The organism is Rhodococcus sp. OAS809, from assembly GCF_040546695.1.
GTDB lineage: Bacteria > Actinomycetota > Actinomycetes > Mycobacteriales > Mycobacteriaceae > Rhodococcus_F > Rhodococcus_F qingshengii.
Genome location: NZ_JBEPOI010000002.1, coordinates 4,496,184 through 4,522,335, shown reverse-complemented (window position 1 = coordinate 4,522,335; position 26,152 = coordinate 4,496,184). Strand labels below are relative to the sequence as shown.

Here is a 26,152-nt window from a genome sequence, read left to right as displayed (position 1 = left end):
TTCAGTTGCCGGGCAACACACATTGAGTATCGAGGCCGAGGACGTGGTTGAGCCTGCCGAAGGCCAACCACGATCCGAGGCACATGCTCAACTCGACGATTTCTCGCTGGGAATAGTGAGCGGTCATACGTTCCCAGAACTCGTCGTCGAGTCCGTGGTGGTCGAGGGCGTATCTCTCGGCGTATTCGGCAGCGAGGCGTGTCCTGTCGTCGAAGGCATCGGTGGTGCGCCAGTCGGTGACAGACTGATCGAACGTCGACTCCACAGTCTCGCCGTCACGCTCGGTGCGCCAGTCCTGACAGAAGATGCACCCGTTGATCTGAGCGATCCGAAGCCTGGCCGCCTCGAACTCACGGAGGCCGAGAGTTCCGTCTGTGTAGACCTTTTGGGAGAACCCGGCGGCCGCGGGTCCGATGCCGGGGACCATCTCTCCCCACACGTAGCCGATCGGGTTCTTGCCTTCGGGTATGTCGATATTCATGCGAGTACCTCCGAGTTTCGGGCACCGAGCTTGCCGACGCCGGGTGTGAGCGGAACGTCCAGCGCGTCGTAGAGACCGGGTTCAGCCTGACGTAGCCAGGGAATTGCGTTGACGAGACGTCCTACGGCCGTGGCATTTCCACCGGCCGCGCGATTTCCACCTTCATCGGTGGCTTCGACGTTGATCTCGATTCGTGGTCGTCCTTCGACGATCACCTTGTGCGCGCCGTCGCCGCCGTCGGGCGGGAGCGGCCAGTCGCGGGCACAAGACGGATGAATACGCGTGACGTGTTCGATCACGATCAGGGGTTCCCCGCCGACGATTCCCTGAACCTCGAATCGCAGTGCGCCTTGGGTGCCGGCCGCGAACTCCCCCATATGTTCGGTCGACACGGTTTCCTCGAGCGGGCGGCGCAGCAAGGTCTCGCGGATCTCGTCGAGTTCCACCCCGAGTGCCCGGGCGATGAGCCGAATCTGCCCGCCCCAGACCATGGTGGGTACGGTCGGCGCGACCATGGGAGGTTCGTAGTCCATCGGCTGACCCATCCCGATCAGGTAGCGGACAGAATCCGGCTGTTCGTAGGTCGTGTAGTCGAAGATTTCCTGACACCGGATCTGGTCGATTGTCCCCGCGAGCCCGCTGACGAGAATCGGCAGGATGTCGTTGCCCCAGCCTGGGTCGATACCGGAGACGAACAGAGCGCCGCCGCCCGCCTTGGCAGCAGCTTCGACGGGATCACGAAGTTCGGGAGGCGCAGATTTCGGGTCGTACAGCGCATATACCGACGGCGTGACCACCACAGCTCCGGCGGCCAGTGCCCGCGTGATGTCGGCAACCGCGTCGTCGGGCCGAATGTCGCCGGACGCCGCGTAGACCACCGCGCCGGGAGACGCTGCGAGCACGGCATCGGCGTCGTCGGTAGCCGCGACGCCCAGGTGCACTCCCAGATCGGCGAGGTCACCGGCGTCGCGCCCGACCTTCTCGGGGTTCGCAACGATGACGCCGACAAGTTCGAGGGCCGGATTGGCTGTCACAGCGCGAATCGATGCACGCCCGACGTTGCCGGTACCCCACACGACAGTCGGAATCTTGGACTCGGCTTCATTCGAAACTGCACCCATCAATCGGACATTACCCAGCTCAGCGCGTCAGGTCAGCAGAACTGCAAGAATTCGTTTCACTTCATCCGGTCAAAAATGCCATTGCCTGCGCAGTCAGTGCGCCGTCACCCCGCCTCCGGTACGTCTCGGCGGGTCGGCCGTTACCTGGTCTGCTCATCTCGCCGGTACTTTCGAGCGCGTCGAACACCTGCCGGCGGAAGCTGTCCTTCTGGAACGGACGATCGAAGATCACCTCGTAGAGTCCCCGAAGTTCGGCGACGGTGAACGTCCCGCCCGACAATCCGTCCGGATCCACGTACGACGCATACCTCGTGCGTAGGTCCGTGACCGCGAGTCGCACCATGTCGGCGTGATCGAATGCGAGTCCGCTCACTGCCTCGTCGTCGTACACATCGACGAGAAGCGCCGAATCGGGCAGTGCCGATTCCGGTAGGCAAGCCGTGTGTGCGACCGACAAAACCCATCCACGGTCGTCGCGGTCCGGTCGGTCGAAGATCGCCAACTGGTGGAAGCTCGTCTGGGCCAACTCTGCCTTGACCGACAGGGCACGATCGGCTGCGGCCGTGAGCAATTCGCGTTCGTGCAGAAATGTTCCCGGTAGCGCCAGCGCACCGAGACGGTGCCGAACCACCAGAACTTTCAGAGATCCACCGCTGTACGTCAGCACCGCGACGTCCACTGCCACAGACGGACGCGGATAGTCCGTCAATCCCTTGCCGCTCGTGTCTGTCCATTTATTCACCCTTGCATGTTATCTCAAACATGATCTATGGTTAGCGCAAAGTTGATCAAACGATCATCGCGAACCGAAGAGGTGGCTATGAAACTCACCGCACAGCAGTCCGATCGAGCGGCCGGCGTTCTGCTCGGCACCGCAGCAGGAGACGCACTCGGCGCCGGCTACGAATTCACCTACCCGAAGGCCGAGGTCACGATCGACATGATCGGTGGCGGCCCGTTCGACTGGGCGCCGGGAGAATGGACCGACGACACCTCGATGGCAGTTGCGATCGCCGAGGTGGCCGCTACCGCAATCGACATCGGAAGCGCTGACGGTCTCGATGCCATTGCAGCACAGTTCATCCGGTGGTACGACTCGAAGCCCGCGGACATCGGCAACCAGACGCGAGCAGTGTTGTCCGTCCGCTCCGAAAGCGCAGCGGCGATGGCGGATCGTGCGCGGGCGATCAGCGGCCGCAAGGCCGGCAACGGCTCGCTCATGCGGACTGCTCCCGTCGCCCTCTCCTACTTGGACGATGCAGAAGGTGCCAGGTCGGCAGCGCACCGGATCAGTTCACTCACGCACGACGACCCGCGTGCCGGACAGGCGTGCGAGTTGTGGACCCATGCCATCCGCCATGCCGTTGTCTCCGGCAACTTCGACGGTGTTCGCGGCTTCCTCTCCGTTGCCGATCAGGACGTCGCCGAATACTGGGGCCCGCTGCTCGATCAGGCCGAAACCGGGAACCCGCAGGACTTCTCCAAGAACGGTTGGGTGGTGCATGCACTTCAGACTGCTTGGTGGGCAATCACTTCCACGGACAATGGCGATGCTCGCCACCTCCAGTACGCATTGGAAGCAGCAGTAAGAGCCGGCGGGGACACCGACACGACGGCGGCCATCGCGGGTGGCCTCCTCGGCGCCCGCTGGGGAGCGTCGGCGGTTCCCGCCCGTTGGCGCCGAATCATGCATGGCTGGCCGGGATACCGTTCCTCCGATCTGATTCGCCTGGCAATAAAGACTGCTCGCGGCGGTACCGACGACAAGAACGGATGGCCGTCGACGGCAGAACTCGACTACTCGAGGTTTCGCGGAACCCACCACCTGACGACGCACCCGCACGACGACGGCGTCATGCTCGGCGGCGTCGATGCGGTGTCCACTGCAGACTACGACGCCGTGGTCAGCCTGTGCCGCATGGGAACACGACAGGTCGCCCCTGATCACGTCGAGTTCTGGTTGGTCGACGACGGTCACGATTCCAACGCCAACCTCGAGTTCGTTCTCGACGACGCAGCGCGCACCGTCCAGGCGTTGCGGGCCGAGGGAAAGCGCGTACTCCTCCATTGCGTTCAGGCGCACAGTCGCACGCCGTCGGTTGCAGCGCGATACTCGATGTTGATCGGACGTGATCCCTACGACGTACGCTCGGCTATGCCGTGGGCTCGCCCGAAGCGTGAACTCTGGAACACGGCAGTCGGAAACGCGTCCGTCGGACACACAGCCGTCGGATACACAGGAGGATCCATGCCCGCTATTACAGTCGTCGAAGGTGACATCACGACGCTGACCGTCGACGCCATCGTCAATGCGGCCAACTCCAGGCTCCTCGGCGGCGGCGGTGTCGACGGCGCGATCCACCGTGCCGGGGGACCGGAGATCCTGAAGGCTTGCGAGGTATTGCGCAACACCAGCCTTCCCGACGGCCTGCCGGTGGGTGCGGCCGTAGCCACCACCGCCGGAAAGCTGCACGCCAAGGCCGTGATTCACACCGTCGGCCCGAGGTATTCGCGCTCCGAGGACCGTTCCGGATTGCTTCGGTCGGCGTACACCCGCAGCCTCGCCGTGGCCGACTCGATCGGCGCCCGTACCGTCGCCTTTCCGTTGATCTCGGCAGGGGTCTACGGCTGGCCGAAGGAAGATGCCGTCCGACAGGCCGTTTCAGCGATTCGCGCGGCGAAGACCGAGGTCGAGACGGTCACACTGGTCGCATTCAACAAGGAGACGGCAGACCTGATGCGCCGCGCGATCGCCTGACCGTTTACCGGGCCCACTTCACGCCACGTTAAAGCAGTGCAGAGCGGTCGGAGAAGTGGAGAAATTTCACCGGTTGGACGTTTGTCCAACAATTTGTCCGAATCGCATATTTTGCGGCTCGCTCTGTGTTCTACTCCTCTCCAGGGTTTGAGCTGGTGGTGAGCAAACGACGAGACGTATTCGATTCTCTGTCAGCTCGAGGCCGGTTCCCGGACCCGGCTTCAAGCCGAGAGCTCGATCTTGTCGAGCGCTACTCAAGGAGAATGTGAATGGTGTCGACGTTGATGCGCCGAGGAGTGGGGGTGGCCGCGTCGTTGACCGGATGCGTTGCCCTCGTGATCGGCGGAACCGGAGTCTCGTCCGCCGCTGATGTGGACCTTCCGTTCACGGCATCGTGCCACGGGTGGCAGTTCCCCGGACCGATCACGCACAACGAGACGCGTGATTCCGGCGTCACGATCAGTGCGCCGGCCGTGGTCCCGCCGAACTCCACCTTCACATACCGCCTCGCGCCCAAGCCGATGACGGTCCCCAAGGACGGTTACGACCTCAGGTCCGTCGTGAACTGGACGCGTCTCAAGTTCGATTTCGACATCCCTGCAGGCACCTCCTACGTGGGGGCGCAGATCGTGGCCGGCACCAGCTCGAATCTGGGTGGGGTCGCCCCGACGATCACGCGGGTGAACGATGCCGGTTCACCCGATCCGAATGGGACGCATCTTCGTATCTCCGGCAACAACATCACGGCGGGCAACGGACCCAACACCGACGACAACGGCGGCGGCGGAATCGAGGTCGGTGGAGGAAAGACGTTCCAGCTCCCGGCAGTCGACGTCACCGTCACGTCAGGGGCTGTCGGCACCCAGATCAAGCCCATGCTGCGCGTGTCCGACTCCAACTCGGGTTCCTACGACAGTGCCGCCAACTACCTGACCTTCCTGCAGCAGGAGACCCTGCTCGGCGGCGTCAAATACTGGCTGACCACCAATTGCTCACCACGCGACAATCGTTCGGCCGGATTGAACGCCGGCGGCCGGCCGCTCGCCGTGATCAACGTCGACTCCAGCCTCGCTCAGACACAGACGCGAATCGACGCACCCGGTAAGGCCGTCGTCGGTGACTCCGTGGAACTGACGGCAACGGTCACTCCGTGGCCGTCGGGAGGAACAGTGCAGTTCCGTGACGGAGGGGTCGACCTCGGCGCTCCGGTGGCCGTCGTCAACGGCGTCGCGAAGGCCAACCGCACGATGACAACAGCGGGCGACCACAACATCACGGCGTACTACACGGGATCGGCCGGTTTCATGGAGTCGATGTCGGGCGCCGTGACGATCAACGTCGTCGAACCGTCCGAGCCCGAGCCTGGCACCGGTAGCCTCGGCAGCCTTGGTACCCCCGGATTCGGGTCGTGAAAACTGTGAACAGAAACCAGGATTCGACGATGAACTCGAAACTCCTACGCGGCTCTGCGATTGCAACCGTCTCGGTACTGGCCGGCGGCTTGTTCTCCATCGTCGGCGGCGGGATCGCCTCGGCTGCCCCCGAGACCAAGAGCGTGGCCTTCACAACTGCATGCCATGTGCGCGAGATGGACGGTGTGGCAAGCCCGATCACGTTCAACGAGACACTCGGCTCGGGAGTCACCATCACCGCGCCGACCACCGCGGCACCAGGTGAGACCGTCACCTACCGCGTGCAGCCGAACGAGATGAAGGCAAACAGCGGCGGTCATGCCAGCCGTGGAGTCGTACATTGGGCCCGGATCAAGTACGACTTCGACATCCCGTCCGGCGTCGAATTCGTGAGTTCCCAGCTTGTGGCGGACAGTGCGTACGGCCTCGGATCCGACAGTGCCACTCCGACAGTCACACGGATCGACGACGGCGGTAATCCATCGGCATCCGGTACGCACCTGCGTATCTCCGGATCGAATCGGACCACCGGAAACGGTCCGTCCTCCGCAGTTCGATCGAGTGACGGCATCATCGTCGGTGCCAACACCAAGTTCCGACTCCCCGCAGTCGACGTCACGGTCAAAGCTGGTGCGGCCGGTACCGAGATCAAGCCTTCGCTGAGGGTTTCCGATCCCGGTTCCGCCAACTACGACGACGACCGAAATGCGCTCACATTCGTCCAGCGCGAAAAGGATGTCTTCACAGTCAACTACTGGGAGCGCTACAACTGCTCCCCGCGGGACAACAGGAACTCCGGCCTCAACGCCGGTGGGCAGGCCCTGACCACCATCTACGTCAGCCAACCGACAACCACCACGATCCAGATGCCCGGCTCGATCCAAGCCAGCACACCGACCGAGCTTGTCGCAAAGGTGGATCCGGCTCCGGTCAACGGAAACGTGCAGTTCAGGGTGGACGGCGCCGACGTCGGTACACCGGTCACGCCCGGTGCCGACGGCACTGCCCGGCTACCGCATACCTTCTTCACCGCCGGAACCGCGCGGGTCTCCGCAACGTTCCAGGGCGTCAACGGATTCCAGAGTTCCAACTCGACCGAGGCAATGGTCACGGTGACTGCCGCACCTGTCGTCAAGCAGACCGACACTGCCGTGAACGTTCCTACCGATGCGAAGACGGGCATATCGGTGTCGCTGAGGGCGCAGGTCACGCCGACACCCGCCGGTGGCACTCTCCAGTTCAAGGACGGCGCTGCAGATATCGGCGCTCCGATCCCGGTGGGCGCTGACGGCAAAGCCACTCTGGAACATGCCTTCACCTCGGCTGGATCTCATGCCGTCTCGGCCTACTACTCCGGCGCAACAGGATTCATGCCGTCGATGGCATCCGCTCAAACGGTCACCGTGTCTGATCCCGCACCGTCCGATGCCACCACCTCGACCTCACTGGCAGCTCCCGCGACGACCAAGCAGAATGTCGCGGCAGAACTGTCCGCGACGGTCACCCCCAACCCCGGCGGGGGCTCGGTTCAGTTCTACGACGGCGACCAACCCATCGGACAGCCCGTTGTCGTCGGAGTCGATGGAGTGGCGCGACTGACGCACACTTTCGCATCGACGGGCGATCATCGGATCAAGGCGTCATACGCCGGGCGAAGTGGATTCACACAGTCCGCGTCGGACGAATCCGTCGTCAAGGTTTCTGCTGCGCTTGACGACGGCGGGAACGGCGGTTCGGGCAGCCTCGGTTCACTGGGCGGTCTCTTCGGTTCCTGATCGAATTCTTCTCGACGCTGTTGCCGCTGCACCGATTCGGAGCAGCGGCAGCAGCCTGTTGCGGCCGTGGTCATAGAACTGATTGATTTATCGATGGAGCACAAGTGTCCAGGAATTCTCTTTCTCGACGGTCGTTTCTCGCCGCCGGGGTCGGTGCAACTGCAGTCGCCGCTACTTCCCTTCTCCCGCCGTCGCTTCAGCGTGTACTGGCGACACCCGTCAACTCCGGCGGGCTCGATTCGATCGAGCATGTTGTCCTCGTCATGCAGGAGAACCGATCTTTCGATCACTACTACGGCGCACTGAGGGGTGTTCGCGGATTCGGGGATCCGAATGCGCTGCGTCTGCGCGGCGGCCACAGCGTCTTCGAACAACCCGGTCCTACCGGTCCTGTGCTCCCCTTCCCCATCCGCGATTCCGCTGCGGCACAACGCATGGACACCCAGAACGTGACCGGACTCGACCACAGCTGGGCGGGCGGACATGCCGCACTCGCCGACGGCTGGCACGACGGTTGGATCGCGGCAAAAACCAGTACGACAATGGCGTACTACGACCGGCAAGACATCCCGTTCCATTACGAACTGGCGGACGCGTTCACGATCTGCGACGCCTACCACTGCTCCGTACCGACATCGACGAGCCCCAACCGGAACTATTGGGTCTCTGGATACACCGGATACGAGCCACTTTCGCCTAATCCGACCGAGTCGGTCCTGCCTTCGGATCCGCCCGGCCCCGAGGGAAGAGCTGTAACCAATGCGGCCTACAACCCCTGGCACGCCGGCTACGGATGGACGACGGTTCCCGAGCGGTTGCAGTCCGCCGGCATTTCCTGGAAGACCTACCAAGAGTGGGACAACTTCGGAGACAACAACCTCGAATACTTCACTGCCTTCAAGAAAGTGGCGGCAGGGCTGCTTGGTCGGCCAAGCCTGCTCCCCTACGAACTGCAGACCTTGGCCGGATTCTATCTCGCCCTGCCGTCGATGCCGGCGCCGGTCCAGGACGCAGCGGCACTGGCCCTCGCGAATGCCGCAGACCAACTGTCGCCTGCTGATCGCCAACTCTACGATCGCGCGCTGTACCGATCCCGGCCCGGCACACTGGCCGCCGAGTTCAGGAAGGACGTCGAGTCGGGCCGACTGCCGCAAGTCAGTTATCTCGTTCCGTCCGAGGTGGATTCGGAGCATCCATCGGGTTCGTCACCTGCGGCGAGCGCAACACTGCTCTATCAAGTACTCGACGCCATCGCGTCCGATCCGGATCTGTGGGCGAAGACGGCCGTGATCGTCAACTTCGACGAGAACGACGGGTACTTCGACCATGTACCGCCACCTCGACCACCGCGCTCGGTCGAAGCCGAATGGGTCGGTAATCAGCCGCTCGGTCTCGGCCCGCGGGTGCCGATGACGATCATCTCGCCGTGGACTGTTGGCGGTTTCGTTTGTTCGCAGGTATTCGACCACACGTCTGTCACACAGTTTCTGGAGAAGCGGTTCGGAATCACGCAACCGGAAATCGACCCGTGGCGACGCACGGTGAGTGGCGACCTCACGTCGGTGTTCGACTTCGCCAACCCGCGTAGCCGGCCGACGTTGGCGCGCCCGCAACCCACTCCGCCGCTGGAACCGCGGTGGACACCGACCCCGCCCACCGAACAGAGAATGCCTCTGCAGGAAAGCGGCACTCGACCAGCACGGGCCCTTCCCTATCAGCCCGACGCCTACACGACGGTGAACCCGGAAACCGGCTCGTTGGCGGTCCATCTGGTCAATACCGGCGCCGCATCAACGCACCTGGCCATGTACCCGTACGCAGGTGAGTTCGACGAGCCACGGCATTACGACGTCGTCGGCGAGGTCGACGACACCGTTGCGCTCAGTGATCGCGTCTACAGCCTGACCCTGTTGGGTCCCAATGGTTTCAGGCGCGAGTTCAGTGGAGCTACAGACAGTGCGGCAGCCTCGCTCGACGTCTCGACAACCATCGACGCAGGGACGCGCGCGCTTGTACTGACCGCGAACAATTCCGGAAGTCGTGCACTCTCCGTCGACGTCGACGGAGACCGACGGAAGCTCGCTGCCGGCGCACGCGGCCGGTGGGCAGTGGCGTCGGTGGACGGCTGGTATCAGGCCACCGTGACGGTCGACGAAGATCCTGAATTCAAGCGCGTGCTCGTCGGACACATCGAAAACGGGCGGACCAGTGTAAGCCAACCGACGTGAATCGACACCGAGCGTTCAAGCCCAGGGCCGAATCCCCATTCGGACAAGTCAATCCATCCACACACCCAGAAGGAGTTTCCGTGCGTCGTATCCCGCTCTCAGCACTGATAGTCGCGGACTCACTGATACTGGGCGGCGGAATTGCCGCGGCTCAGGGCAGCCTGCCCACGTCGGGGAGCGCCGATGGCACGTCGGTGCCACCGTCGTACCTGACCGACGACGCCGGGCGCTCCCTGATCCTGCGAGGGTTCAACACGGCGTCGAGCGCAAAGAGCGCACCCGACGGCATGCCGAAGTTCACCGAAGCCGATCTCGAGCGCGAACATGCCGACATGGGAACAAATTTCGTGCGTTTCTTGATCTCCTGGCGTTCGGTGGAGCCAGCGCCGGGACAGTACGACCAGGAATATCTGGACCGCGTCGAGGACCGGGTCAGCTGGTACGCCGAGCGCGGCTACAAGGTCATGCTCGACATGCATCAGGACGTCTACTCCGGCGCGATCACACCAGAGGGCAACAGCGGCAACGGCGCCGGCAACATCGGCAACGGCGCGCCGGCCTGGGCGACATACATGGACGGCCTTCCGGTCACCCCTCAAGACCGCTGGGAGCTGTACTACGTCCAACCCGGTGTGATGCGTGCATTCGACAACTTCTGGAACACCACCGGCCAACATCCCGAACTGGTCGAGCACTACGCGAACGCCTGGCAGGCGGTGGCCGAACGTTTTGCAGGCAATGACACCGTCGTGGCATACGACCTGATGAACGAGCCGTGGGGCGGTTCCCTCCAAGGCCCCGCCTTCGAAGGTGGGCCCCTCGCTGCCCTGTATCAGCGAACCACCAACGCCATCAGGGAAGTTGATCAGGACAGCTGGGTGTGTGTGGCCCCGCAGGCCGTCGGCGTCAACCAAGGTGTCCCCAGCGGGCTCACGAAGATCAACGACCCACGAGCCGGCGAACAGCGAATCGCCTACTGCCCACACCTGTACCCGCTGCCCCTCGACCTCGGTGACGGATACTCCGGCCTCTCACGCACACTCACCGACGCGACCATCGACACCTGGCGCGACAGCGTCGAACACATCGCAGGCAACGTACTCGGCGGCGTTCCGATCATTCTCGGCGAATTCGGGCTCGACACAACACTGCCCGGCGCAACCGACTACATCGACCGCGTCTACACGACCGCCCGAGAACTCGGTGCGGGTGTCTCCTACTGGTCCAGTGATCCAGGTCCTTGGGGCCCGTACCTGCCGGACGGATCGCAGACACTCCTCGTCGACACCCTGAACAAGCCGTATCCGCGAGCCGTCGCGGGCACACCCACCGAATGGTCCTCGACCGTTGACCGCCTTCAGCTGACGTTCACCCCGAACCCCGCAGTGACGGCACCGACCGAGATCTACCTACCCGAAAGCGGCTTTCCCGGCGGCGTCGACGTCGCGGGCGCCGACATCGTGAACTGGAACCCCCAAAGCCGTCTTCTCACAGTGGAAACCGCGGACGACGCGGGCCCCGCCACAGTCACGGTGACGCCGGCAAGCTGATCGCGAGCGTCGAGATTCCTGGATATTTGTCCAGTTCTTTCGTAACGTACAGGCGACGGGTGATCAGCCGACGGAAGGCGAGTATGTCCACGGAGAAGATGTCTGTCCAAGATCGTGTTGCGCGGGTGGTACTCGATGTCGTCGGCGCCTTACCGACCGGCGCGCAGCGCATTCTCGGTGGCAAGCCGAAGGAGATCGACGGGCAGACTCTGCACCCCGAGATCCAGCTTGCGCTGCGATTGCTCTCAGCGGTCGAAGGTACGAGCTTCGAGCATCTTCCGGTCGAAGAGGGACGGGCTCAGATCGACGCCGAATCGCGACTGTTCGGCGGTACGCCCATCGACATCGAGACGGTACGTGACCTCGAGATCCCGGCCGGGGATCACGCGATTCCGGCTCGGCTGTATCGCCCGGCCGGAGTCTCAACGCCCGCTCCACTTTTGGTGTACTTCCACGGCGGCGGGTTCGTCCTCGGCAGCCTCGAGAGCGGCGACAGTGTGTGCCGCTTCCTGGCCCGCCACGGCGAGGTCAGTGTGTTGTCGGTGGACTACCGGTTAGCGCCGGAGTTCCCGTTCCCCGCCGGGGTCGATGACGCCGTCGCCGCATTCCGGTACTGCGTCGAGCATGCCACAGATCTGGGTGCAGATCCGAAATCCATTGCGGTAGGCGGAGACAGCGCGGGCGGGAACCTGGCTGCCGTCGTCGCGCAGTCCACGACCGAAGACGACGTCAAACCAGTATTCCAACTGCTCTTCTTCCCCTGGGTGGACCTTTCGTCGAAGCGCCCTTCGCACAAGATGTTCGGCACCGACTTCTTTCTCACCGACGCCCAACTCGACTGGTATGCAGCCCATTACCTGTCGGGCGGCGCTTCGGCCCTCGACCCGCGAGTCTCCCCGCTGCTCACTCCGGACCTGGCCGGCCTGCCACCCGCGTACGTTGCCGTCGCCGGTTTCGACCCACTACGCGACGAGGGTGAGGAATACGCGAACCGGCTGCGAGAGGCCGGAGTCCCGGTTGCACTCAGGCGTCACAGTGGATTGATCCATGCCTTCGTCAACACCACCGGTGTCGGCCATACCGGTCAAGATGCGATGTTCGAGGCCTGCGGCGCTCTGCGGGTTGGACTTTCGGGCCCGCACTGAGGGCAGGGTCACGAAACGGGGAGTGCCAGATCCGCCCACTCGACCATCGCTTCGAGCACGGAGCGCAGTTCCATCCCCGTCGCGGTGAGTTCGTACTCCACTCGCGGCGGCACCTCGGCGTAGGCAGTCCGGGTCACCAGATCGAACTCCTCGAATCGCTTGAGCCTGGCGGACAGTGTCCTGGGACTGATGCCGGGCAATGCGCGTCGTAGTTCCGTGAAGCGCATCGGGCCGTGCGTGAGCTCACGAACGATCAGCGTTGCCCACGGTCCGTCCAGAACCAGCAGAAAGCGCGCGACGCCGCACTCCGGAAGCACGTGACCTGATTCACTCATCGATTCCCCATTAGTTCACTTGAAGTAACTGGTTCCCAATCTGAACTATAGGCGTCATGACTTACACAGTGCATGGCGCCACCGGCGCACAGGGTTCTCCCGTTCTCGCGGGATTGGTCGCGGCTCTCGCCGGATCGACAGGTGCCGAAGTCCGAGCAATCACCCGCAACCCCGACCAGACGTTCGAGGGTGCGAACACCGTTGTCGCGGACAATGCGTCAGTCGACTCTCTCGCCGACGCTTATCGCGGGGTAGACGGGGTGTTCTTCCACCTGCCACTCGCCGGTGACACCGAGACGCTAGCTGGTTACGCCCACAACGTTCTGGCAGCAGCAAGAGTGACAGATCCTTCGCGGTTCGTGATCTCTACCAGCGGCACGGTGACCCGCGACGCTACTTCGCCGCTTGCCGGTCCCAACACACCCGTTCTCTCCGAGCTCGTCGACGGACTCCGCGCCGAAGGTATCGCGGTGACCGTCCTGACCCCGCGTTTGTTCCTCGAGAATCTTCTTCTGCCCACCGTGCTGTCGGGGGTGAAAGACGAAGGGGTCCTGCGTTACCCACTGCGTGCCGATCTCGCGGTCGCATGGAGTTCACATCTCGACGTCGCTGATGCAGCCGTTGCGGCCCTGACTCTCGACGTAGCACCGGACGCGGTCGACATCGGACAGATTCCGGCGATCACCGGCATCGAACTCGCCGAGGCATTCGCCGAACACTTCTCGCGCGCGGTAACTTTCGAAGCCGTGACGCCCGATGCCTTCGGTGCGTCGATTGCGCCGATCATCGGAGGGGGCGCAGCAGCCGGGGTTTCCCACCTCTACACGGGACTCGAATCTGCCGACAGCGTCGCGTTCGACTCCGCGACGGGTTCTGCCGTTGCCTTGGGCATCGTCGCCCGCAGCACCCGGGCCTGGCTGGTAGATCTCGGAGTGAACTGACCGGAGCAACGCAATCGGCCGGCTCCGCGAAGTATCGCGTGGAGCCGGCCGATTTCCGGGGTTACCGGTGCGTGCGGGTCTTCAACTGGCGGTTCAGCTGCCGACTCCCGAAGTCCAGACCGGCACCGTCACTGGTGGCCAGCACGGTGAGTCCAGCGGCGACCAGCAACGAAATAAGCACAACGCTCATGGTGAGTCACCTTTCTTCCTGTCGTGAAACGGTTTTGCGCCTCCGGGAAATGTCGACATATCCGGCACCCCACTTCAGCTGACCTCAAAGTATCTGTAACTATGGGTTACGCGCAATGTGTGGTCCCTCACCTGAAAGCGCAGGGTGATGCGCAGATCACGCTGCGTTCGACGGCGGACTTACCTGGCCAGAACCATGTTCACGAACTCGTCGGCGAGCGCCTGAGCGTCCGCACCGCTGCCAGGAACCACATCGGGCGCACTGTGTACCAATTGCATCTGCCCCAGGTACATCGAATAGGCAAGTACGCCACGATGTTCCGCTTTCTGCCTGTCCATCCCCAGATCGACCAACAACGTCACGATGTAGGTAACTCGACGCTCGGTGACACGTCGAACCGCCGCCGAAACCAAAGGATGGCCGATGCCGGCAAGCAGTTCCAACTCCGCACGGCGACCGGCCAATCCGGTCGTGACCGAATCCACCAGACGACGCAACCTCACCTCCGCCGGTTCACCAGAGGACTCGACGGAGGAGATCAGTCTCTCGGTTGCCAAAACTTCCCACCGGCCGAGCGCAGCTTGCAGCAATTCGTCGCGGTTGGCGAAGTGCCAATAAAAGGAACCCTTGGTCGATCCGAGCGTGCGCGCCACCTTTTCCACTGCAACTGCATCAGGCCCATGGCTTGTCAGAGCCTGGAAAGCTGCATCGATCCACTGGTCGCGAGAGAGTCGGGCGCGGGCATTCGGCACCTCCGTACGGTACCGTATGGGTAAGTTCCATACGGCACCGTACGGAGGACGAAATGACACTCGCTTTCAAGGCAATGCCTGCACCGGACTGGGCAGAAGCCACCACGATCACCATCCCGTCTGTTCCGACCCATACATCCGAGGAGTGGGCGCAGGCAGTCTTCGACGTCAGGAATGTCCCCGCACCCGTCCTCGCGATGTTCTGGCTCAGGGAGCGGATAGTCGGACTGCTCGGCATCGCCAAGGGACGCCCCGACACCTTTGCCGTCGACAAGATCGCCGACGGCGAGGCCCTCATCGAAGCGGACGAGAAACACCTACGATTCGTCGCCTCGGTTCAGGCCGACAACGACGCCGGCCTCCTGCACGTCGTCACCGCCGTGGAGCTGAAGAACCGCGCGGGCCGAATCTACTTCGCACCCGTTCAGGTACTGCACGGCGTGATCACGCGGGCAATGATGACGTCCGCTCGAAAGAGACTGTGCACGTGATCAACCGTCCGGACCGCCCTTGAGTTCGAGGCTGATCTGATCGGCATCCAGCGCGGCAAGTGCCGATCCGAGCATCCGTGCGTCGAACACGCCATCGTCACGTGCGTCGAGCAGTGCCTGACGCTGCGCGTCGATCACGTCGAGGCGGATCCTCTTCTTCGACCGACCCTCTGGCGGAACGACACTCGCAGCAGCATCTTCGAGGAGGTCGAGCAACCTGCGATGCTCGTCTAGTTCGGATTCGGTGAGGTCCTGCGCTGCCGGACCGGTCGCCACTACGACGCGCTTCAACGTTCCTCCCTGAAGGATCAACGAGCCTGCTGCCACCAGGAACGCAACCAAGATCAGGAGCGATCGACTCGGGGTGTCTTCCGGCAGAGTCTGCGCTGCAGCCAGAGTGACCGCCCCGCGCATGCCGGCCCAGATGACGATCGTGCCTTCACGCCATCCCAACGGCGCAGCAAGGTAGTAGTCGATATCGGCAACCGTCCGCCGAACCCGAACCTTGAACCTTTCCATCTGATTCGCCGAAGGTGCCCGGCGCCTGCTGCGTCGTTCGTCTGGCGGGTAATCCTCGGGATTGTCGAGGCGATTCGCGATGTCGGAGAGTCTGGGTTTCATGCGTTCACGAAAATTCGCCCGCGCTTGGAGCGCTCGCAGGAGCGGGGCCACGTACAGAGCCCGCACCAAGATCGTGAGGAACAGTGCACCCGCCGCCACGAAGACCGCCGTGGATATGCCCTCGTGGTCGACCCGGACATCGTCGACTATCGACGAGAGTTCAAGGCCCATCACCAGGAAGATCGCACCTTCGAGGACCAATTCGACTGTGCGCCAGTTCTGGGAGTCGGACAACCGGTGTCGCGGTGACAGCTTCCGAGGAGCGTCGTAGCCGGTGACGAGCCCGGCCACGACTGCAGCAACCAACCCTGACGCACCCAACTCTTCGGCGGGGATCGCCGCCAGAAACGGCACCGTGAACGAGATGACCGTGTTGACCGTCGAATCGGTGACACGGGCGCGAACCATCAGGTTGACCTTGCCGACGACAACTCCGATGACCGCGGCCACGACGACGGCAAAAGCGAACTTGCCCAACACACTCCACAGCGACACCGATGCGGCGGCCCCGGCGATGGCAGTACGCAACAGAACCAGAGCGGTGGCGTCGTTGAGCAGGCTTTCGCCTTCGAGGATCGACACCACCCGCGGCGAGACCGGGAGTTTCTTGACGATGGACGTCGCGACGGCATCCGTCGGGCTCACGATCGCACCGAGTGCAATGCCCCACCAGATACCGAGTCCTGGTATCACCCAGGAGAAGAACACACCGAGAACAAGCGCACTCACGACCACGAGCAGAACGGAAAGCCCACCGATGGCACCGAACTCACGCCGAAACTCCATCGACGGCATCGAGACCGAGGCGGAGTACAGCAGTGGCGGAAGCACGCCTGCCAGAATCCATTCCGGGTCGATGTCCACTGCTAGGACAAATGGTAAGAGGCTGACAACGATCCCGGCCATCACCAGAATCAACGGTGCTGCGACTCCGATCCGCGCTCCGAGCGTCGAGGCCGCGACGATTCCGAGCAGTCCGAGCACCACGATGATCAGAGCATCCACTGCTTCCCCCTGTACCCCCGGATTTGTGTCTGGCTCTTTCTACACCTTTGCCGGAGACGGGGGCGAGACCTGCCAGGCAACGGCGATCAGAACAACCGTGAACGCCGATGCGGGCCACAGAGCGTGAAGACCGATCCATCGGTGAACCAATGCACCGACCACCGCGCCCGCGATCAACCCGGCACACATCCCGAAGTGCTGCAGCCACGCCCACTTCGGACCGCCCAGAAAGGCTCCGGTCAGACGCTGGCCCATCTTGACCAGCGCACCGGTCATGTACGTGACGCCGATCGTCACCTCGCCGTCGCGCTGGAACACCGAGTTGACGGCTCCCATCGCCAAAGCCATCGCCGAGATCGCGCCGGGGGTGACGTCGAGGCTGCTCATCACCGAACCGATGGCCAGCAGCCCGGCTACAACCGCGAGCACCGTCACCTTGCGGGCCCGGACCGAATAGCGCTCCGTGAAGTGGGTGACGACGGTTCCCAGCGCGATTCCCAGAAGGAAGAGCACGATGATGCCGCCGGCCACCCGCGCGGTCGACCACACCCCGTCGGCAAATGCGACGCTCGCCTGCGTCATGTTGCCGCTCATGAACGAAACGAAAGGCCCACCGAGCGTGATGAATCCGAGCGCGTCGACGTAACCGGCCAACCCGGCGAGCGCTGTCGCCAGGCCGATCAGCGACCTGCTGTATCCCGTCACCCGACGAGCTCGGTTCAGCTCAGCTTGCTGGTGCGCAGCTCGTGGCCCTTGGACGTCTTGCAGCGGCCGGTCTCGAGATCCCACTGCCAGCCGTGCAGATCGCAGGTGAGGTTGGTGCCGTCGACGACACCGAACTTCGACAGGTCAGCCTTGAGGTGGGGGCAACGACGCTGAATCTCGTACCCGCCCAACTCGATAGACGCGCTGTCGTCGTGGGCCTCGGCGAACCAGCCGTCGGCGTACGCGATGCGCTCGTCGGTGAGGCACTTGAAGAACGTGTAGAGGAATTCGTTGTACCCACCGATGCGCCACGCCGTGAAGCGTGTCGACAGGAAGATGGTGTTGACCCAGTCGGGCTCGTCGTCACGCAGAACGGTGCGAACCAGTTCGGGAGCGATGCGGAAGCCGTAGCGGTACTTACCTTCTCCGTCGATGGGCTCACGAACGATCCGCTTCGGGAAGTCGAGGACGACCGTCTCCTCTCCCATCACGAGTCCGACGGGGTAGCCGATTCCGTCGCAGATCAGATCGGACTGAGCCATGATCGGCTCGAACTTGGCCTTGAGACCGTCGAGCAGCGGCTCGCCTTCGGCCGGAGCCCACGTGGCCTTCTGCGCGGCGATGACCGGTGCCATCTTCTGCGCCATCTTCTCGATGTACTCGGCCTTGTTGGAGAAGATCTTGTCGACGTCTGCGTCCGGGATGGGATGCGTCAGCGCGACCTTCTCGCTTCCGCGAAGTTCGACGGCCGAGCCGGGGATCATCAGCAGACCACGATCGTTGCCGTTGATGCGCATCTGCTCGAGGAACGTGATCTGGTCGGGGAAGATGTTTCCCTCGTCGCCGTGATCGTCGTTGAGGTAACGCAGGTCGTCGTCGAGGAAGACCGGCGGGCCGGCCGACGGGACAACCCAGGCAGCGTCGACCTGGGAGATGTAGTTGCGGCAGCGGTCCATGCCGCGCTGACGCTTCTGCTTGCCGAAGTTGCGCTTGGTGCCCTTCGGGATGTCGTAGACCATCGGGTACCAGATCGCGCCCGAGTACTGCAGCAGATGGATGTCGACCTTCCCGAAGGCGTCGGTCAGCGGGTCCAGGTCGACGGGCCTGGCGTCGTTCATGTTGAAACAGGTGGTTTCCCCGTCCGAGACGACGAGGCCCGAGTCACCGATCGGACCGTCCGCGGGAGCGCGCAGAGCGATGATCATGATGTCGAGATCGCCCTTGGGACCGCTGACGGTGTGCTTGACGGAGTCTTCCGTCTCGAAGAACTTGTGGAAGCCGAGCTTCTCGAGTTCACGCTTGAGGTCCGGCACCGGGTAATCGGGGAGCAGGACTGTGGCGTCCTTGTTGACGTGCGCGATCAGATTCTTCGGATCGAAGTGGTCCTTGTGCAGGTGCGAGACGTAGAGGTAGTCGCAGTTGCCCAGCGCGTCCCAGTCCAACTCTGTGTTGTCGGGGAACGGCACCCAGGACGCAAAATACGTCGGGGTCACCCATGGATCACACAGGATGGATCCGGCCTCGGTCTGGATGTGAAATCCTGCGTGGCCGACGCTGGTGATCTGCATTGCAACCTCCGAAATCGTACTGCTGGTCAACTCAGCATAGTCGGCGCGATCAGGGCCAAATCGCGATCGAGGAGGCGGCCGGTTGTGACGTCATGCACGTCAGAGGTCGAAAGTGGGTTGTGAATCAGACCTGCCGGTGACGCGGACAACACTCTCTGTGCTGGCGTGTTCGCCGTATTTCTTGGCGTTCGCGGGAGCTGTTTCAGCATTCCCGAAGACAGCCCCTAAGGCTAACCTAACAAGCATGACTCGACTCCTTTCTCCCTCCACGACCGATCGCGACTACTGGGCGATCGTGGACAACCTGACGCGACGCGGTTTCTTCGGCGTCGGCGCGGGCGTCGCTGCGGCCGCGTTTCTCGCCGCCTGCGGCAGCACGGAAAGTTCGACGCCCGAGAACGCGGAGACCTTCGAGTTCACGCGCGGCGACGAGAAGCTGATCATTCCGACGGACCCGCAGAACGTCGTTGCCCTCGACCCGCGGGACGGCCTCGAATTGTCGATCCTCGCCGGATACCCGGTGACCGCCTACCCGACCGGCGCAGCCGAACACCTACGCCGTGAGGTCCCGGATGCCACGGGTGTCGAGATCTTCGCCGAAGGTGCTTCCGATCCCAACTTCGAATACATCTCGACTCTCGGCGCAGACCTTCTCGTCCTCAGCGCCGGCTGGTGGGACACCGGGTCGTACGGCAACGACCGGATGCAGCAGATCGCACCGGTCCTGCCCGTCGGCAAGGACTTCACCCCGGAGTGGCGGAAGGTCATGTCGGACTTCCTCACCGGCATCGGGCGCAGCGATCGCGCCGAAGAAGTACTCGCCGAGTACGACGCCCATGTAGCTCAGGTCCGCCCGACCGTCGAACCGCTGATGGCCGGCAAGAAGGTTGCCTTCGTCGCCGCCGCGGAGGATCAGATCGCGTGGTTCCAGAACGATTTCCGCACCGCCGTCGCCGAGGACCTGGGATTCGAGGTGCTCCGTGAAGGCCCCGACCTTCGCGTGATGCTCGGATCGGAGCAGTTCAACCGTCTCGAAGAAGCCGACGTCATCTTCGCCTTGGATCGCAGCGCCTCCGGCAGCGTGTACACCTCGCCGACGTGGCAGCGTCTGCCCGCCGCGCAGGCTGGTCGAGCGATTCCCTTCGACTACTACAAGGCCGCGGGATACGCCTTGACCGCCAAGGTTCTCGTCGACGACTTGGCGGCCGGGGTCAAGCGGTAGAACCCGACCTTCGTCGACCCGACGGGGCCCCGATCATTCGGCACCGGCGGCTCGTCCTGTCACGCGGTCCCGAAACTCGCGGAACGCTTGGAAACCACCGGTGAGCGCCCGCGCCAGTTCCTCGGCGCTGTCGACCCAGACGACGTCCTCCAACTCGGAAACGTCGTCGGGCTCGTGATTGCGCTGGGGAACGAGAAACGTCGGGTCACCCTGAGGGTTGACGATCAGGAACCCAGCCGCCGCGCAGAGGTCGTAGACGAACGCGCACTCGGCAGGCGACAGCGTCGCGTGGAAGATTCCACCACTGAGTGGATCGCTCTGCTCGAGCGAGTCGAGATGAAGGTCGGAGAAGGCCCCGTCGATCGTCAATGCCCTGTCGTCACGGTCGACGATCTCGCCTCCGTACGGGCTCTCGACCACGCGCAGCCCGTGCTGATCGAGGAAAGCGGCGACCGCCGCCCGATCAACATCGAGTTGCACGTCCTTCGTCACCCGCATGAAGTGCAGCGAGAAACCCATCGATCCCCCTCGTCCATTCGCGACGCACGTGATGCGCTCGCCAGTACCTCGACAGCCGAGAAGCGTCAAAACTACCTCTCGAGTAGGGTCCGGATCGCCTCGACCACTTCGGCAGGCGCCTCTTCTGCCATGAAGTGACCTGCGGACAGCGTGCGGTGCTCGAGATCGGGCGCCCACGCTTTCCACAGGGCCTCGGCGTCGTAGCCGAGCATCGAGCCCCAGTCCTGCTGAATGACCGTGACCGGCATGTGCAGTTGGTTGCCCGCCTCCCGATCGGACTGATCGTGTTCGATGTCGATGCCTGCCGACGCCCGGTAATCGGCAACGATCGACGGCACCGCCTCCCGTGAGGCGCGCAGGTATTCCGCCCGCACGTCTACCGGAATCGCTTCGCGGTTCTGCGTCCACACGTCGAGAAAGTACTCGAAGAACGCATCGGCGCTGGCGCTGATCATCTGCTCGGGAAGACCAGGTGGCTGAGCCATGAGATAGAGATGGAACGCCACAGCAGCATTCGATCCATGCAGGATGTCCCACATATCCAGGGTGGGGAGCACGTCCAGCGAGCCGAGTTGCGTGATCACATCCGGATGATCCAGCCCCGCTCTGACGGCAACCAGTGCGCCACGATCGTGGCCGACGAGGGCAAACTTCTCGTGTCCCAATTTCCTGGCCACCTCGACGATGTCGGCAGCCATTGTTCGTTTGGAGTAGGTGTCCGGGTTTTCCTCGACCGGTTTGTCGCTGGCTCCGTATCCGCGTAGATCCGGGCAGATGACGGTGTGATCCGACGCCAAGGCAGTGGCTACGTGACGCCACATGAGGTGAGTCTGAGGGAAGCCGTGCAGGAGGACGAGTGGTGTTCCGCTTCCGCCGACCGCGACGTTGAGCCGCACTCCGTCTGCTGTGGAAATCTGCTGGTAGTCGAAGCCTGGAATGGTGATAGTCATCGGTCGCTCTCGTTAGTCGGGGTGATGGCAGGTCGGGGTGATGGCAATCAGCTTCGCCGCAGTCGATGAGCGTTCGATGAGCGCGATAGCGTGGGGAAATGCGAGACCACACATTTGAAGCCCCGGCTTTCGGAGTGCTCGGACCCGTGGTCGCGTGGAACGAGTCTTCACACCAGATCGATCTGAAGGGTCCACGACACCGAGCGGTCCTCGCTCGTCTCGTCGTCGCCCGCGGACGTGTTGTTCCCGTGGACGTGATTGTCGACGACCTCTGGGTCGATCCTCCGTCCGGCGCTACCAGCGCAATACGTACGTTCGTTTCCGCTTTGAGGCGTGCGCTCGAACCGGATCGCGCGCCGCGAAAGAAGCCGAAAGTCATTGTCACCGAAGGGCCCGGTTACGCCTTTCATGCAGCACCCGACGCGGTCGACGCTTGGGAATTCGAAAGACTGGTGCGTGAAGCCGCGGATTCGACGCCGGCAAAATCACTCGAACTGCTCCGAACCGCGCTGCAGCTGTGGAGAGGGCCGGCCTACGCGGAGTTCGCCGACGAGCCTTGGGCCCGAACGGAGCGATCACGCTTGGAGGAACTGCGTCTGGCTGCCGTCGAACGCTTGGCATCCGCGCAGCTCGATCTCGGGCGAGCTGCCGAAGCGATTCCCGATCTGGATGCCCACGTGACGGAACACCCTTGGCGCGAGGAGGGTTGGCGACTACTCGCTCTGGCGCTGTACCGGTCCGATCGTCAAGGCGATGCTCTGGCAGTCCTACGTCGCGCACGGAAGTTACTCGCCGAAGAGTTGGGCATCGACCCTGGTCCACGACTGAACGACCTCGAGTCCGACATTCTCCGCCGGGAAACCCGCCTGGATCCTGTAGGGGCAGAACAGATCTTCAGTCAGGTTTCGGCAGCGTACGACCGGACCGTAGCGGCAGGATCGAAATCGAGATTGGAGTCAACCGTCGGCCTCCTCCGAAGTTTGGCAGTTGCGGGCGGAAGCGGACTCGAGATTGCCCGAAACCAACGACTGACAATCATCGGCGCCGCTGAACAATTGGACGACGTCGAACTCACCGCGCGGATCATCGGCAATTACGACGTGCCCGGGATCTGGACGCGATCCGACGATCCTCGGCAGGCTACGCAGATCGTCGAGACCGCTCAGCGCACTCTCGATCGACTTCCGGCCGGCAACGAACCCGCTCGGGCGAGACTGTTGGCGACAATCGCACTCGAATCGCGCGGACTGCCCGGTCATCACGGTCTCGAATGTGCCCGTGCCGCAGTACAGATCGGTCGCGCTCTCGACGATCCAGGGCTCCTGGCCTTCGCTCTGAACGGATTGTTCATGCAGACGTTCTGGACTAACGGTCTGGCCTCCGAGCGCGACGACATCGGCCGTGAACTGGTCGACCTCGCCATTCGACACGGCCTGGCTACCTTCGAGATCCTCGGCCATCTGATCCGCATGCAAGCCCTCAGCGCCCTTGGGCAATTCGATGCAGCCGAGCTACATGCCGAGACGGTTGATCGATTGGCCGGACGTCACGAACGCCCGTTGGCAGCGGTGTTCACCACCTGGTTTCGCGCTATGCGTACTGCCGCTGCCGGCGCGGAGGCCGCGCACTGCGAGAAGCTGTACGAAGCTGCGGCGGTCAATCTTTCCGATGCCGGCATGCCGGGTCTCGCGGACGGCATACTCCCTCTCGCAATTCTCGCCCTCCGCGTATGGCGGGGACTGCCGGCGATTTTCGACCCGACCACGCAGTGGGGCCCGTACGAACCCTGGGCCCGGCCACACCTGCTCATCGCACAGGGGCAGACGAACGAAGCAGCGAAGGCCGTCGAGGCATTGCCGGACCCGCCCGAAGACCTACTCTCCGAGGCACTGTGGTGCTTGACTGCCGCAGCGGCGACTGCAGTCGGCGACCGTCGAGTCAAGGAGCGTGCGCGAGCGGCGCTCCTACCTGCCGCCGCCGAAATAGCCGGCGCCGGAAGCGGAATGCTCGCCGTGGGACCCGTCTCGCACTACCTGGCCGAATTGGAGCAGGGCTGAACCGTCAGGTGAATGCAATCACCGTCTCACCCCACGCCTCCCGGATCTCGCGGTCGAGATCAGCGACGACCGCATCGCGTTTGTCGATCAACAGTGTCGAGCGTGTGTCGGTGTCGTAAGTGGGCCACCCCGGGTCCGCACCCAGTTCGCAATCGTCCCCGGCGTCGTAATCGCCTGCAGCTCTGGCAAAGTCCAACCACCTCGCCTGCATGCGCTCAGAGACATGACGCGCCGCGCTCAAGCCACCCAACTTGTAGGTGATGTCTCGTGCCCCGTGGTTGATGTTGCCGAAGACGTAGGCAAGTTCGGTGCCGTGGGTCGCACCGATCTTCAGCGCCTTGAGCATCGGCGGCGCGTAGTCGAAGCGATACAACCACGTCGGCGCAACCTTGCTGTGCGCCTCGGCGATCCACAACGTAGGCAGCCGGAATCCGAAATCACGGGTCAAACCGAGACCGGCGCCCAGCTTGGACAGTCCCGAATACGCGCCTTCGATTTGAGAATGATCCGGTAGCTCGAGTCCTGGATGCTCGTCGGCGATCTCCGCGAACATCGACGTGATCACGACGGGATCGATCGGCATCAACGGCGACTTCATCATCCGGAAGAGCGAAGATTCGTCCTTGTTGGTTCCGATGATCAGCGGAATCGGGTGTGCATTGCCGTGACGGAACGCGCGCACCGGGTAGTCAGGGAGCAGATCACCGTCGACGATCGGCGCGAACGCCAAAGTGCCAGGCGTCTCCTGGGGGACGCGAGCAAACAGTTCGTCTGACGGCCCGATCAAGTCTTCGGCAGACGTGGACCGCAACAGACCCAGATCGCCTCCGCCGCTGAAGATCTCGAGAAACAGCTTCGCGACGATCTCACCACGTTCACTACCGTACACCGAAGTGGCGGGCGAACTTTCGGCAATAGCGCGATGAAACAGGCCGCGAGCGGACGGGACGGTCATCAGCGTCGTCACCGCGCCGCCACCTGCCGACTCGCCGAACAACGTCACTTTGTCGGGATCGCCACCGAAAGCCGCGATGTTGCCTTGAACCCATTGCAGCGCTGCAATCATGTCGCGGAGAGCGACATTGGGCTCGAAGGTATGTTCACTCGAATTGAAGGACGAGAAATCGACGAAGCCGAACACACCGATGCGGTAGTTGATCGAGACGACGACAACGTCGCCGTTCTCAGCCAATGTGGTTGCGTCGAAAAGTGGTTGGCTGGACGCTCCGCGGAAATACGCTCCGCCGTGAATCCAGACCATCACCGGTTTACCCGGCGCATCAGAACCGACGGGGCCCGGTGCCCACACGTTGAGGAACAGGCAGTCTTCGTCCATCGGAACGTTCTCACCGAGCGGGATCATCGCGAGTCGACTTTGCGGCTCACACGGCCCGAATTCTGTTGCGTCCTGGACCTCGGTCCATGGCTTCGGCGGAACCGGCGCGCGAAATCGCAGCGGACCGACCGGAGGTGCCGCGTAACGAATCCCCTTCCAACTCGACACCGAGCCTTCCGTCGATCCTCGAACCGGCCCGTACGTTGTCTCGACTACCGGCGCTTCGCTGGGTGTGATCGTCATTCGATTTCTCCTCGAAAACAAGTTGCTACTTCGACAGGGCTTCGACAACGTGCGAGAGTTCCAATGCTGCCAGCATCAGGAACAAAACGGTCATGATTGCTGCATTGTGGCGGATCAGAGTGCTTTTGGTGGCGCTCAGTGCATCGGTCACCTTCGCCGAGGGCACGGCAGCCAATGCTGACAGCACGATCAAAGCGATGGACGCCGCTACCGCGAACAGAACGGAGTACGCGATCACTGATACCCAGCCGAGGTGCCCGCCACCGATGATCGAACCTGCCTTGAGTTCGAGCGGCAGGTTCTTCGCGTTGGGTACGGTCAACAACAGTCCCAGAACCGCAGCTTTGGCCGGTTGCATCGAGTCGATCTGCGCCAGCCACGACGGCATCGCCGGCTCGGCATCGTCTTTCGGACGGCCACGCCAACTCGAGTACGCGAGCGCCAGAAAACCGACAGTGAACACGACGGCGAACACCGTCTGGACGGTATGCGCGCTGCCGCTGGACTTCGATTCCACTCCGGTGGTCGAGAGTGCCGTCGCTGCTGTAATCGCTGCCGCGGCCAGCACGATGCTCGCGGTGTACGCGAATGCATTTGCCTTCGCCCGAGTGGACAGCAGGATCGCGATGATCGCAACCAGAGGAATCGGGCTGATGACGACGCCGGTGGCGAGTGGGATGAGCTGCGCAGTAATCGATTCCATTTCTGCGACCGTACAAGCGGCCAATCCGGCCATTGGCGAAACGT

Annotated in this window: 23 protein-coding genes and 1 pseudogene; 11 read left to right on the top strand and 13 right to left on the bottom strand. The window is 63.1% G+C overall.

Annotated features, from left to right (window positions below; all coding sequences use genetic code 11):
• Nucleotide 1 precedes the first annotated feature (1 nt).
• The 3 genes from ABIE52_RS24010 to ABIE52_RS24000 all read right to left on the bottom strand — a co-directional run bounded on the left by ABIE52_RS24010 (nt 2) and on the right by ABIE52_RS24000 (nt 2,344).
• A complete protein-coding gene (locus ABIE52_RS24010) occupies nt 2-481 on the bottom strand; it encodes a carboxymuconolactone decarboxylase family protein (protein ID WP_003943220.1) in 480 nt (159 codons plus the stop codon).
• Nucleotides 478-1,602 (bottom strand): NAD(P)H-dependent amine dehydrogenase family protein, encoded by a 1,125-nt coding sequence (locus ABIE52_RS24005; RefSeq protein ID WP_192712730.1) that lies wholly within the window; start codon nt 1,600-1,602, stop codon nt 478-480. Before ABIE52_RS24005 ends, ABIE52_RS24010 begins: the two co-directional genes overlap by 4 nt.
• A gap of 61 nt (nt 1,603-1,663) precedes the next feature.
• Nucleotides 1,664-2,344, bottom strand: a complete 681-nt coding sequence (locus ABIE52_RS24000; RefSeq protein ID WP_003943269.1) for an NUDIX hydrolase — start codon at nt 2,342-2,344, stop codon at nt 1,664-1,666.
• 27 nt (nt 2,345-2,371) lie between these two features.
• Between ABIE52_RS24000 and ABIE52_RS23995 the strand changes: the two are divergent.
• From ABIE52_RS23995 to ABIE52_RS23965, 7 genes and pseudogenes are all read left to right on the top strand, one after another.
• Nucleotides 2,372-3,304 (top strand): annotated as a pseudogene (locus ABIE52_RS23995) (ADP-ribosylglycohydrolase family protein); the annotation flags it as partial.
• A gap of 546 nt (nt 3,305-3,850) precedes the next feature.
• On the top strand, nt 3,851-4,360 hold the full coding sequence (locus ABIE52_RS23990; protein WP_042922970.1) for an O-acetyl-ADP-ribose deacetylase: 510 nt from the start codon (nt 3,851-3,853) through the stop codon (nt 4,358-4,360).
• Nucleotides 4,361-4,629: 269 nt separating this feature from the next.
• On the top strand, nt 4,630-5,772 hold the full coding sequence (locus tag ABIE52_RS23985) for an Ig-like domain-containing protein (RefSeq protein ID WP_042451633.1): 1,143 nt from the start codon (nt 4,630-4,632) through the stop codon (nt 5,770-5,772).
• A gap of 29 nt (nt 5,773-5,801) precedes the next feature.
• The gene (locus ABIE52_RS23980) at nt 5,802-7,547 is read left to right on the top strand and encodes an Ig-like domain-containing protein (protein WP_354541550.1); all 1,746 of its coding nucleotides are present in this window, start codon (nt 5,802-5,804) and stop codon (nt 7,545-7,547) included.
• Between the two features lie 104 nt (nt 7,548-7,651).
• The gene (locus tag ABIE52_RS23975) at nt 7,652-9,775 is read left to right on the top strand and encodes a phosphocholine-specific phospholipase C (protein WP_192712727.1); all 2,124 of its coding nucleotides are present in this window, start codon (nt 7,652-7,654) and stop codon (nt 9,773-9,775) included.
• An 80-nt stretch (nt 9,776-9,855) separates the two neighbouring features.
• Entirely contained in the window at nt 9,856-11,325 is a 1,470-nt protein-coding gene (locus tag ABIE52_RS23970) for a cellulase family glycosylhydrolase (protein WP_192712726.1), read from the top strand.
• A gap of 83 nt (nt 11,326-11,408) precedes the next feature.
• Nucleotides 11,409-12,470 carry an alpha/beta hydrolase gene (locus ABIE52_RS23965; protein ID WP_081305499.1) on the top strand — a complete coding sequence of 354 codons (1,062 nt, stop codon included), beginning with the start codon at nt 11,409-11,411 and terminating at the stop codon, nt 12,468-12,470.
• Nucleotides 12,471-12,478: 8 nt separating this feature from the next.
• Here the strand turns inward: ABIE52_RS23965 and ABIE52_RS23960 are convergent, their stop codons facing one another.
• The gene (locus ABIE52_RS23960) at nt 12,479-12,805 is read right to left on the bottom strand and encodes a winged helix-turn-helix transcriptional regulator (RefSeq protein ID WP_019745900.1); all 327 of its coding nucleotides are present in this window, start codon (nt 12,803-12,805) and stop codon (nt 12,479-12,481) included.
• A gap of 56 nt (nt 12,806-12,861) precedes the next feature.
• Between ABIE52_RS23960 and ABIE52_RS23955 the strand changes: the two genes are divergently transcribed.
• A complete protein-coding gene (locus tag ABIE52_RS23955; protein ID WP_151098428.1) occupies nt 12,862-13,746 on the top strand; it encodes an SDR family oxidoreductase in 885 nt (294 codons plus the stop codon).
• Nucleotides 13,747-13,807: 61 nt separating this feature from the next.
• Here ABIE52_RS23955 and ABIE52_RS23950 read toward each other — a convergent pair whose 3' ends face one another.
• Nucleotides 13,808-13,936: a hypothetical protein gene (locus ABIE52_RS23950; RefSeq protein ID WP_003943237.1), complete on the bottom strand. Its 129-nt coding sequence runs from the start codon at nt 13,934-13,936 to the stop codon at nt 13,808-13,810.
• Between the two features lie 179 nt (nt 13,937-14,115).
• A complete protein-coding gene (locus ABIE52_RS23945) occupies nt 14,116-14,688 on the bottom strand; it encodes a TetR/AcrR family transcriptional regulator (protein ID WP_039973149.1) in 573 nt (190 codons plus the stop codon).
• A 53-nt stretch (nt 14,689-14,741) separates the two neighbouring features.
• Between ABIE52_RS23945 and ABIE52_RS23940 the strand changes: the two genes are divergently transcribed.
• Entirely contained in the window at nt 14,742-15,179 is a 438-nt protein-coding gene (locus ABIE52_RS23940) for a DUF2867 domain-containing protein (protein WP_007730272.1), read from the top strand.
• On the opposite strand, the gene ABIE52_RS23935 is transcribed toward ABIE52_RS23940, so the two are convergent.
• From ABIE52_RS23935 to ABIE52_RS23925, 3 genes are read right to left on the bottom strand one after another with little or no spacing between them, the layout of a single operon-like run.
• Complete coding sequence (locus ABIE52_RS23935) at nt 15,180-16,805, bottom strand: cation:proton antiporter (protein WP_192712725.1); 1,626 nt, start codon at nt 16,803-16,805, stop codon at nt 15,180-15,182.
• Between the two features lie 39 nt (nt 16,806-16,844).
• On the bottom strand, nt 16,845-17,510 hold the full coding sequence (locus tag ABIE52_RS23930) for a YoaK family protein (protein ID WP_054188283.1): 666 nt from the start codon (nt 17,508-17,510) through the stop codon (nt 16,845-16,847).
• Nucleotides 17,511-17,524: 14 nt separating this feature from the next.
• Nucleotides 17,525-19,078, bottom strand: a complete 1,554-nt coding sequence (locus tag ABIE52_RS23925; protein WP_003942885.1) for an MBL fold metallo-hydrolase — start codon at nt 19,076-19,078, stop codon at nt 17,525-17,527.
• 244 nt (nt 19,079-19,322) lie between these two features.
• On the opposite strand from ABIE52_RS23925, the gene ABIE52_RS23920 reads away from it, so the two are divergent.
• Nucleotides 19,323-20,300, top strand: coding sequence for an ABC transporter substrate-binding protein (locus tag ABIE52_RS23920; RefSeq protein WP_192712724.1), 978 nt, complete (start codon nt 19,323-19,325; stop codon nt 20,298-20,300).
• A gap of 33 nt (nt 20,301-20,333) precedes the next feature.
• Here the strand turns inward: ABIE52_RS23920 and ABIE52_RS23915 are convergent, their stop codons facing one another.
• Nucleotides 20,334-20,819 (bottom strand): hypothetical protein, encoded by a 486-nt coding sequence (locus ABIE52_RS23915; protein WP_042922885.1) that lies wholly within the window; start codon nt 20,817-20,819, stop codon nt 20,334-20,336.
• A gap of 71 nt (nt 20,820-20,890) precedes the next feature.
• Nucleotides 20,891-21,769, bottom strand: coding sequence for an alpha/beta fold hydrolase (locus tag ABIE52_RS23910; protein WP_003942926.1), 879 nt, complete (start codon nt 21,767-21,769; stop codon nt 20,891-20,893).
• Nucleotides 21,770-21,867: 98 nt separating this feature from the next.
• Here ABIE52_RS23910 and ABIE52_RS23905 point away from each other — a divergent pair, with 98 nt between their 5' ends.
• Nucleotides 21,868-23,826: an AfsR/SARP family transcriptional regulator gene (locus ABIE52_RS23905; RefSeq protein WP_192712723.1), complete on the top strand. Its 1,959-nt coding sequence runs from the start codon at nt 21,868-21,870 to the stop codon at nt 23,824-23,826.
• 4 nt (nt 23,827-23,830) lie between these two features.
• Here the strand turns inward: ABIE52_RS23905 and ABIE52_RS23900 are convergent, their stop codons facing one another.
• Nucleotides 23,831-25,405, bottom strand: coding sequence for a carboxylesterase/lipase family protein (locus ABIE52_RS23900; protein ID WP_192712722.1), 1,575 nt, complete (start codon nt 25,403-25,405; stop codon nt 23,831-23,833).
• 25 nt (nt 25,406-25,430) lie between these two features.
• The gene (locus ABIE52_RS23895) at nt 25,431-26,108 is read right to left on the bottom strand and encodes a GAP family protein (RefSeq protein ID WP_192712721.1); all 678 of its coding nucleotides are present in this window, start codon (nt 26,106-26,108) and stop codon (nt 25,431-25,433) included.
• Nucleotides 26,109-26,152 lie beyond the last annotated feature (44 nt).

Excerpts from the sequence above, each read along its gene's own strand:
- ABIE52_RS23980 (WP_354541550.1), top strand. The coding sequence starts at position 5,802 with ATGAACTCGAAACTCCTACGCGGCTCTGCGATTGCAACCGTCTCGGTA.
- ABIE52_RS23905 (WP_192712723.1), top strand. The coding sequence starts at position 21,868 with ATGCGAGACCACACATTTGAAGCCCCGGCTTTCGGAGTGCTCGGACCC.
- ABIE52_RS24005 (WP_192712730.1), bottom strand. The coding sequence starts at position 1,602 with ATGGGTGCAGTTTCGAATGAAGCCGAGTCCAAGATTCCGACTGTCGTG.
- ABIE52_RS23940 (WP_007730272.1), top strand. The coding sequence starts at position 14,742 with ATGACACTCGCTTTCAAGGCAATGCCTGCACCGGACTGGGCAGAAGCC.
- ABIE52_RS23990 (WP_042922970.1), top strand. The coding sequence starts at position 3,851 with ATGCCCGCTATTACAGTCGTCGAAGGTGACATCACGACGCTGACCGTC.
- ABIE52_RS23895 (WP_192712721.1), bottom strand. The coding sequence starts at position 26,108 with ATGGAATCGATTACTGCGCAGCTCATCCCACTCGCCACCGGCGTCGTC.
- ABIE52_RS23965 (WP_081305499.1), top strand. The coding sequence starts at position 11,409 with ATGTCCACGGAGAAGATGTCTGTCCAAGATCGTGTTGCGCGGGTGGTA.
- ABIE52_RS23960 (WP_019745900.1), bottom strand. The coding sequence starts at position 12,805 with ATGAGTGAATCAGGTCACGTGCTTCCGGAGTGCGGCGTCGCGCGCTTT.
- ABIE52_RS23915 (WP_042922885.1), bottom strand. The coding sequence starts at position 20,819 with ATGGGTTTCTCGCTGCACTTCATGCGGGTGACGAAGGACGTGCAACTC.
- ABIE52_RS23900 (WP_192712722.1), bottom strand. The coding sequence starts at position 25,405 with ATGACGATCACACCCAGCGAAGCGCCGGTAGTCGAGACAACGTACGGG.
- ABIE52_RS23910 (WP_003942926.1), bottom strand. The coding sequence starts at position 21,769 with ATGACTATCACCATTCCAGGCTTCGACTACCAGCAGATTTCCACAGCA.
- ABIE52_RS23955 (WP_151098428.1), top strand. The coding sequence starts at position 12,862 with ATGACTTACACAGTGCATGGCGCCACCGGCGCACAGGGTTCTCCCGTT.
- ABIE52_RS23985 (WP_042451633.1), top strand. The coding sequence starts at position 4,630 with ATGGTGTCGACGTTGATGCGCCGAGGAGTGGGGGTGGCCGCGTCGTTG.
- ABIE52_RS23925 (WP_003942885.1), bottom strand. The coding sequence starts at position 19,078 with ATGCAGATCACCAGCGTCGGCCACGCAGGATTTCACATCCAGACCGAG.
- ABIE52_RS23920 (WP_192712724.1), top strand. The coding sequence starts at position 19,323 with ATGACTCGACTCCTTTCTCCCTCCACGACCGATCGCGACTACTGGGCG.
- ABIE52_RS23950 (WP_003943237.1), bottom strand. The coding sequence starts at position 13,936 with ATGAGCGTTGTGCTTATTTCGTTGCTGGTCGCCGCTGGACTCACCGTG.
- ABIE52_RS24010 (WP_003943220.1), bottom strand. The coding sequence starts at position 481 with ATGAATATCGACATACCCGAAGGCAAGAACCCGATCGGCTACGTGTGG.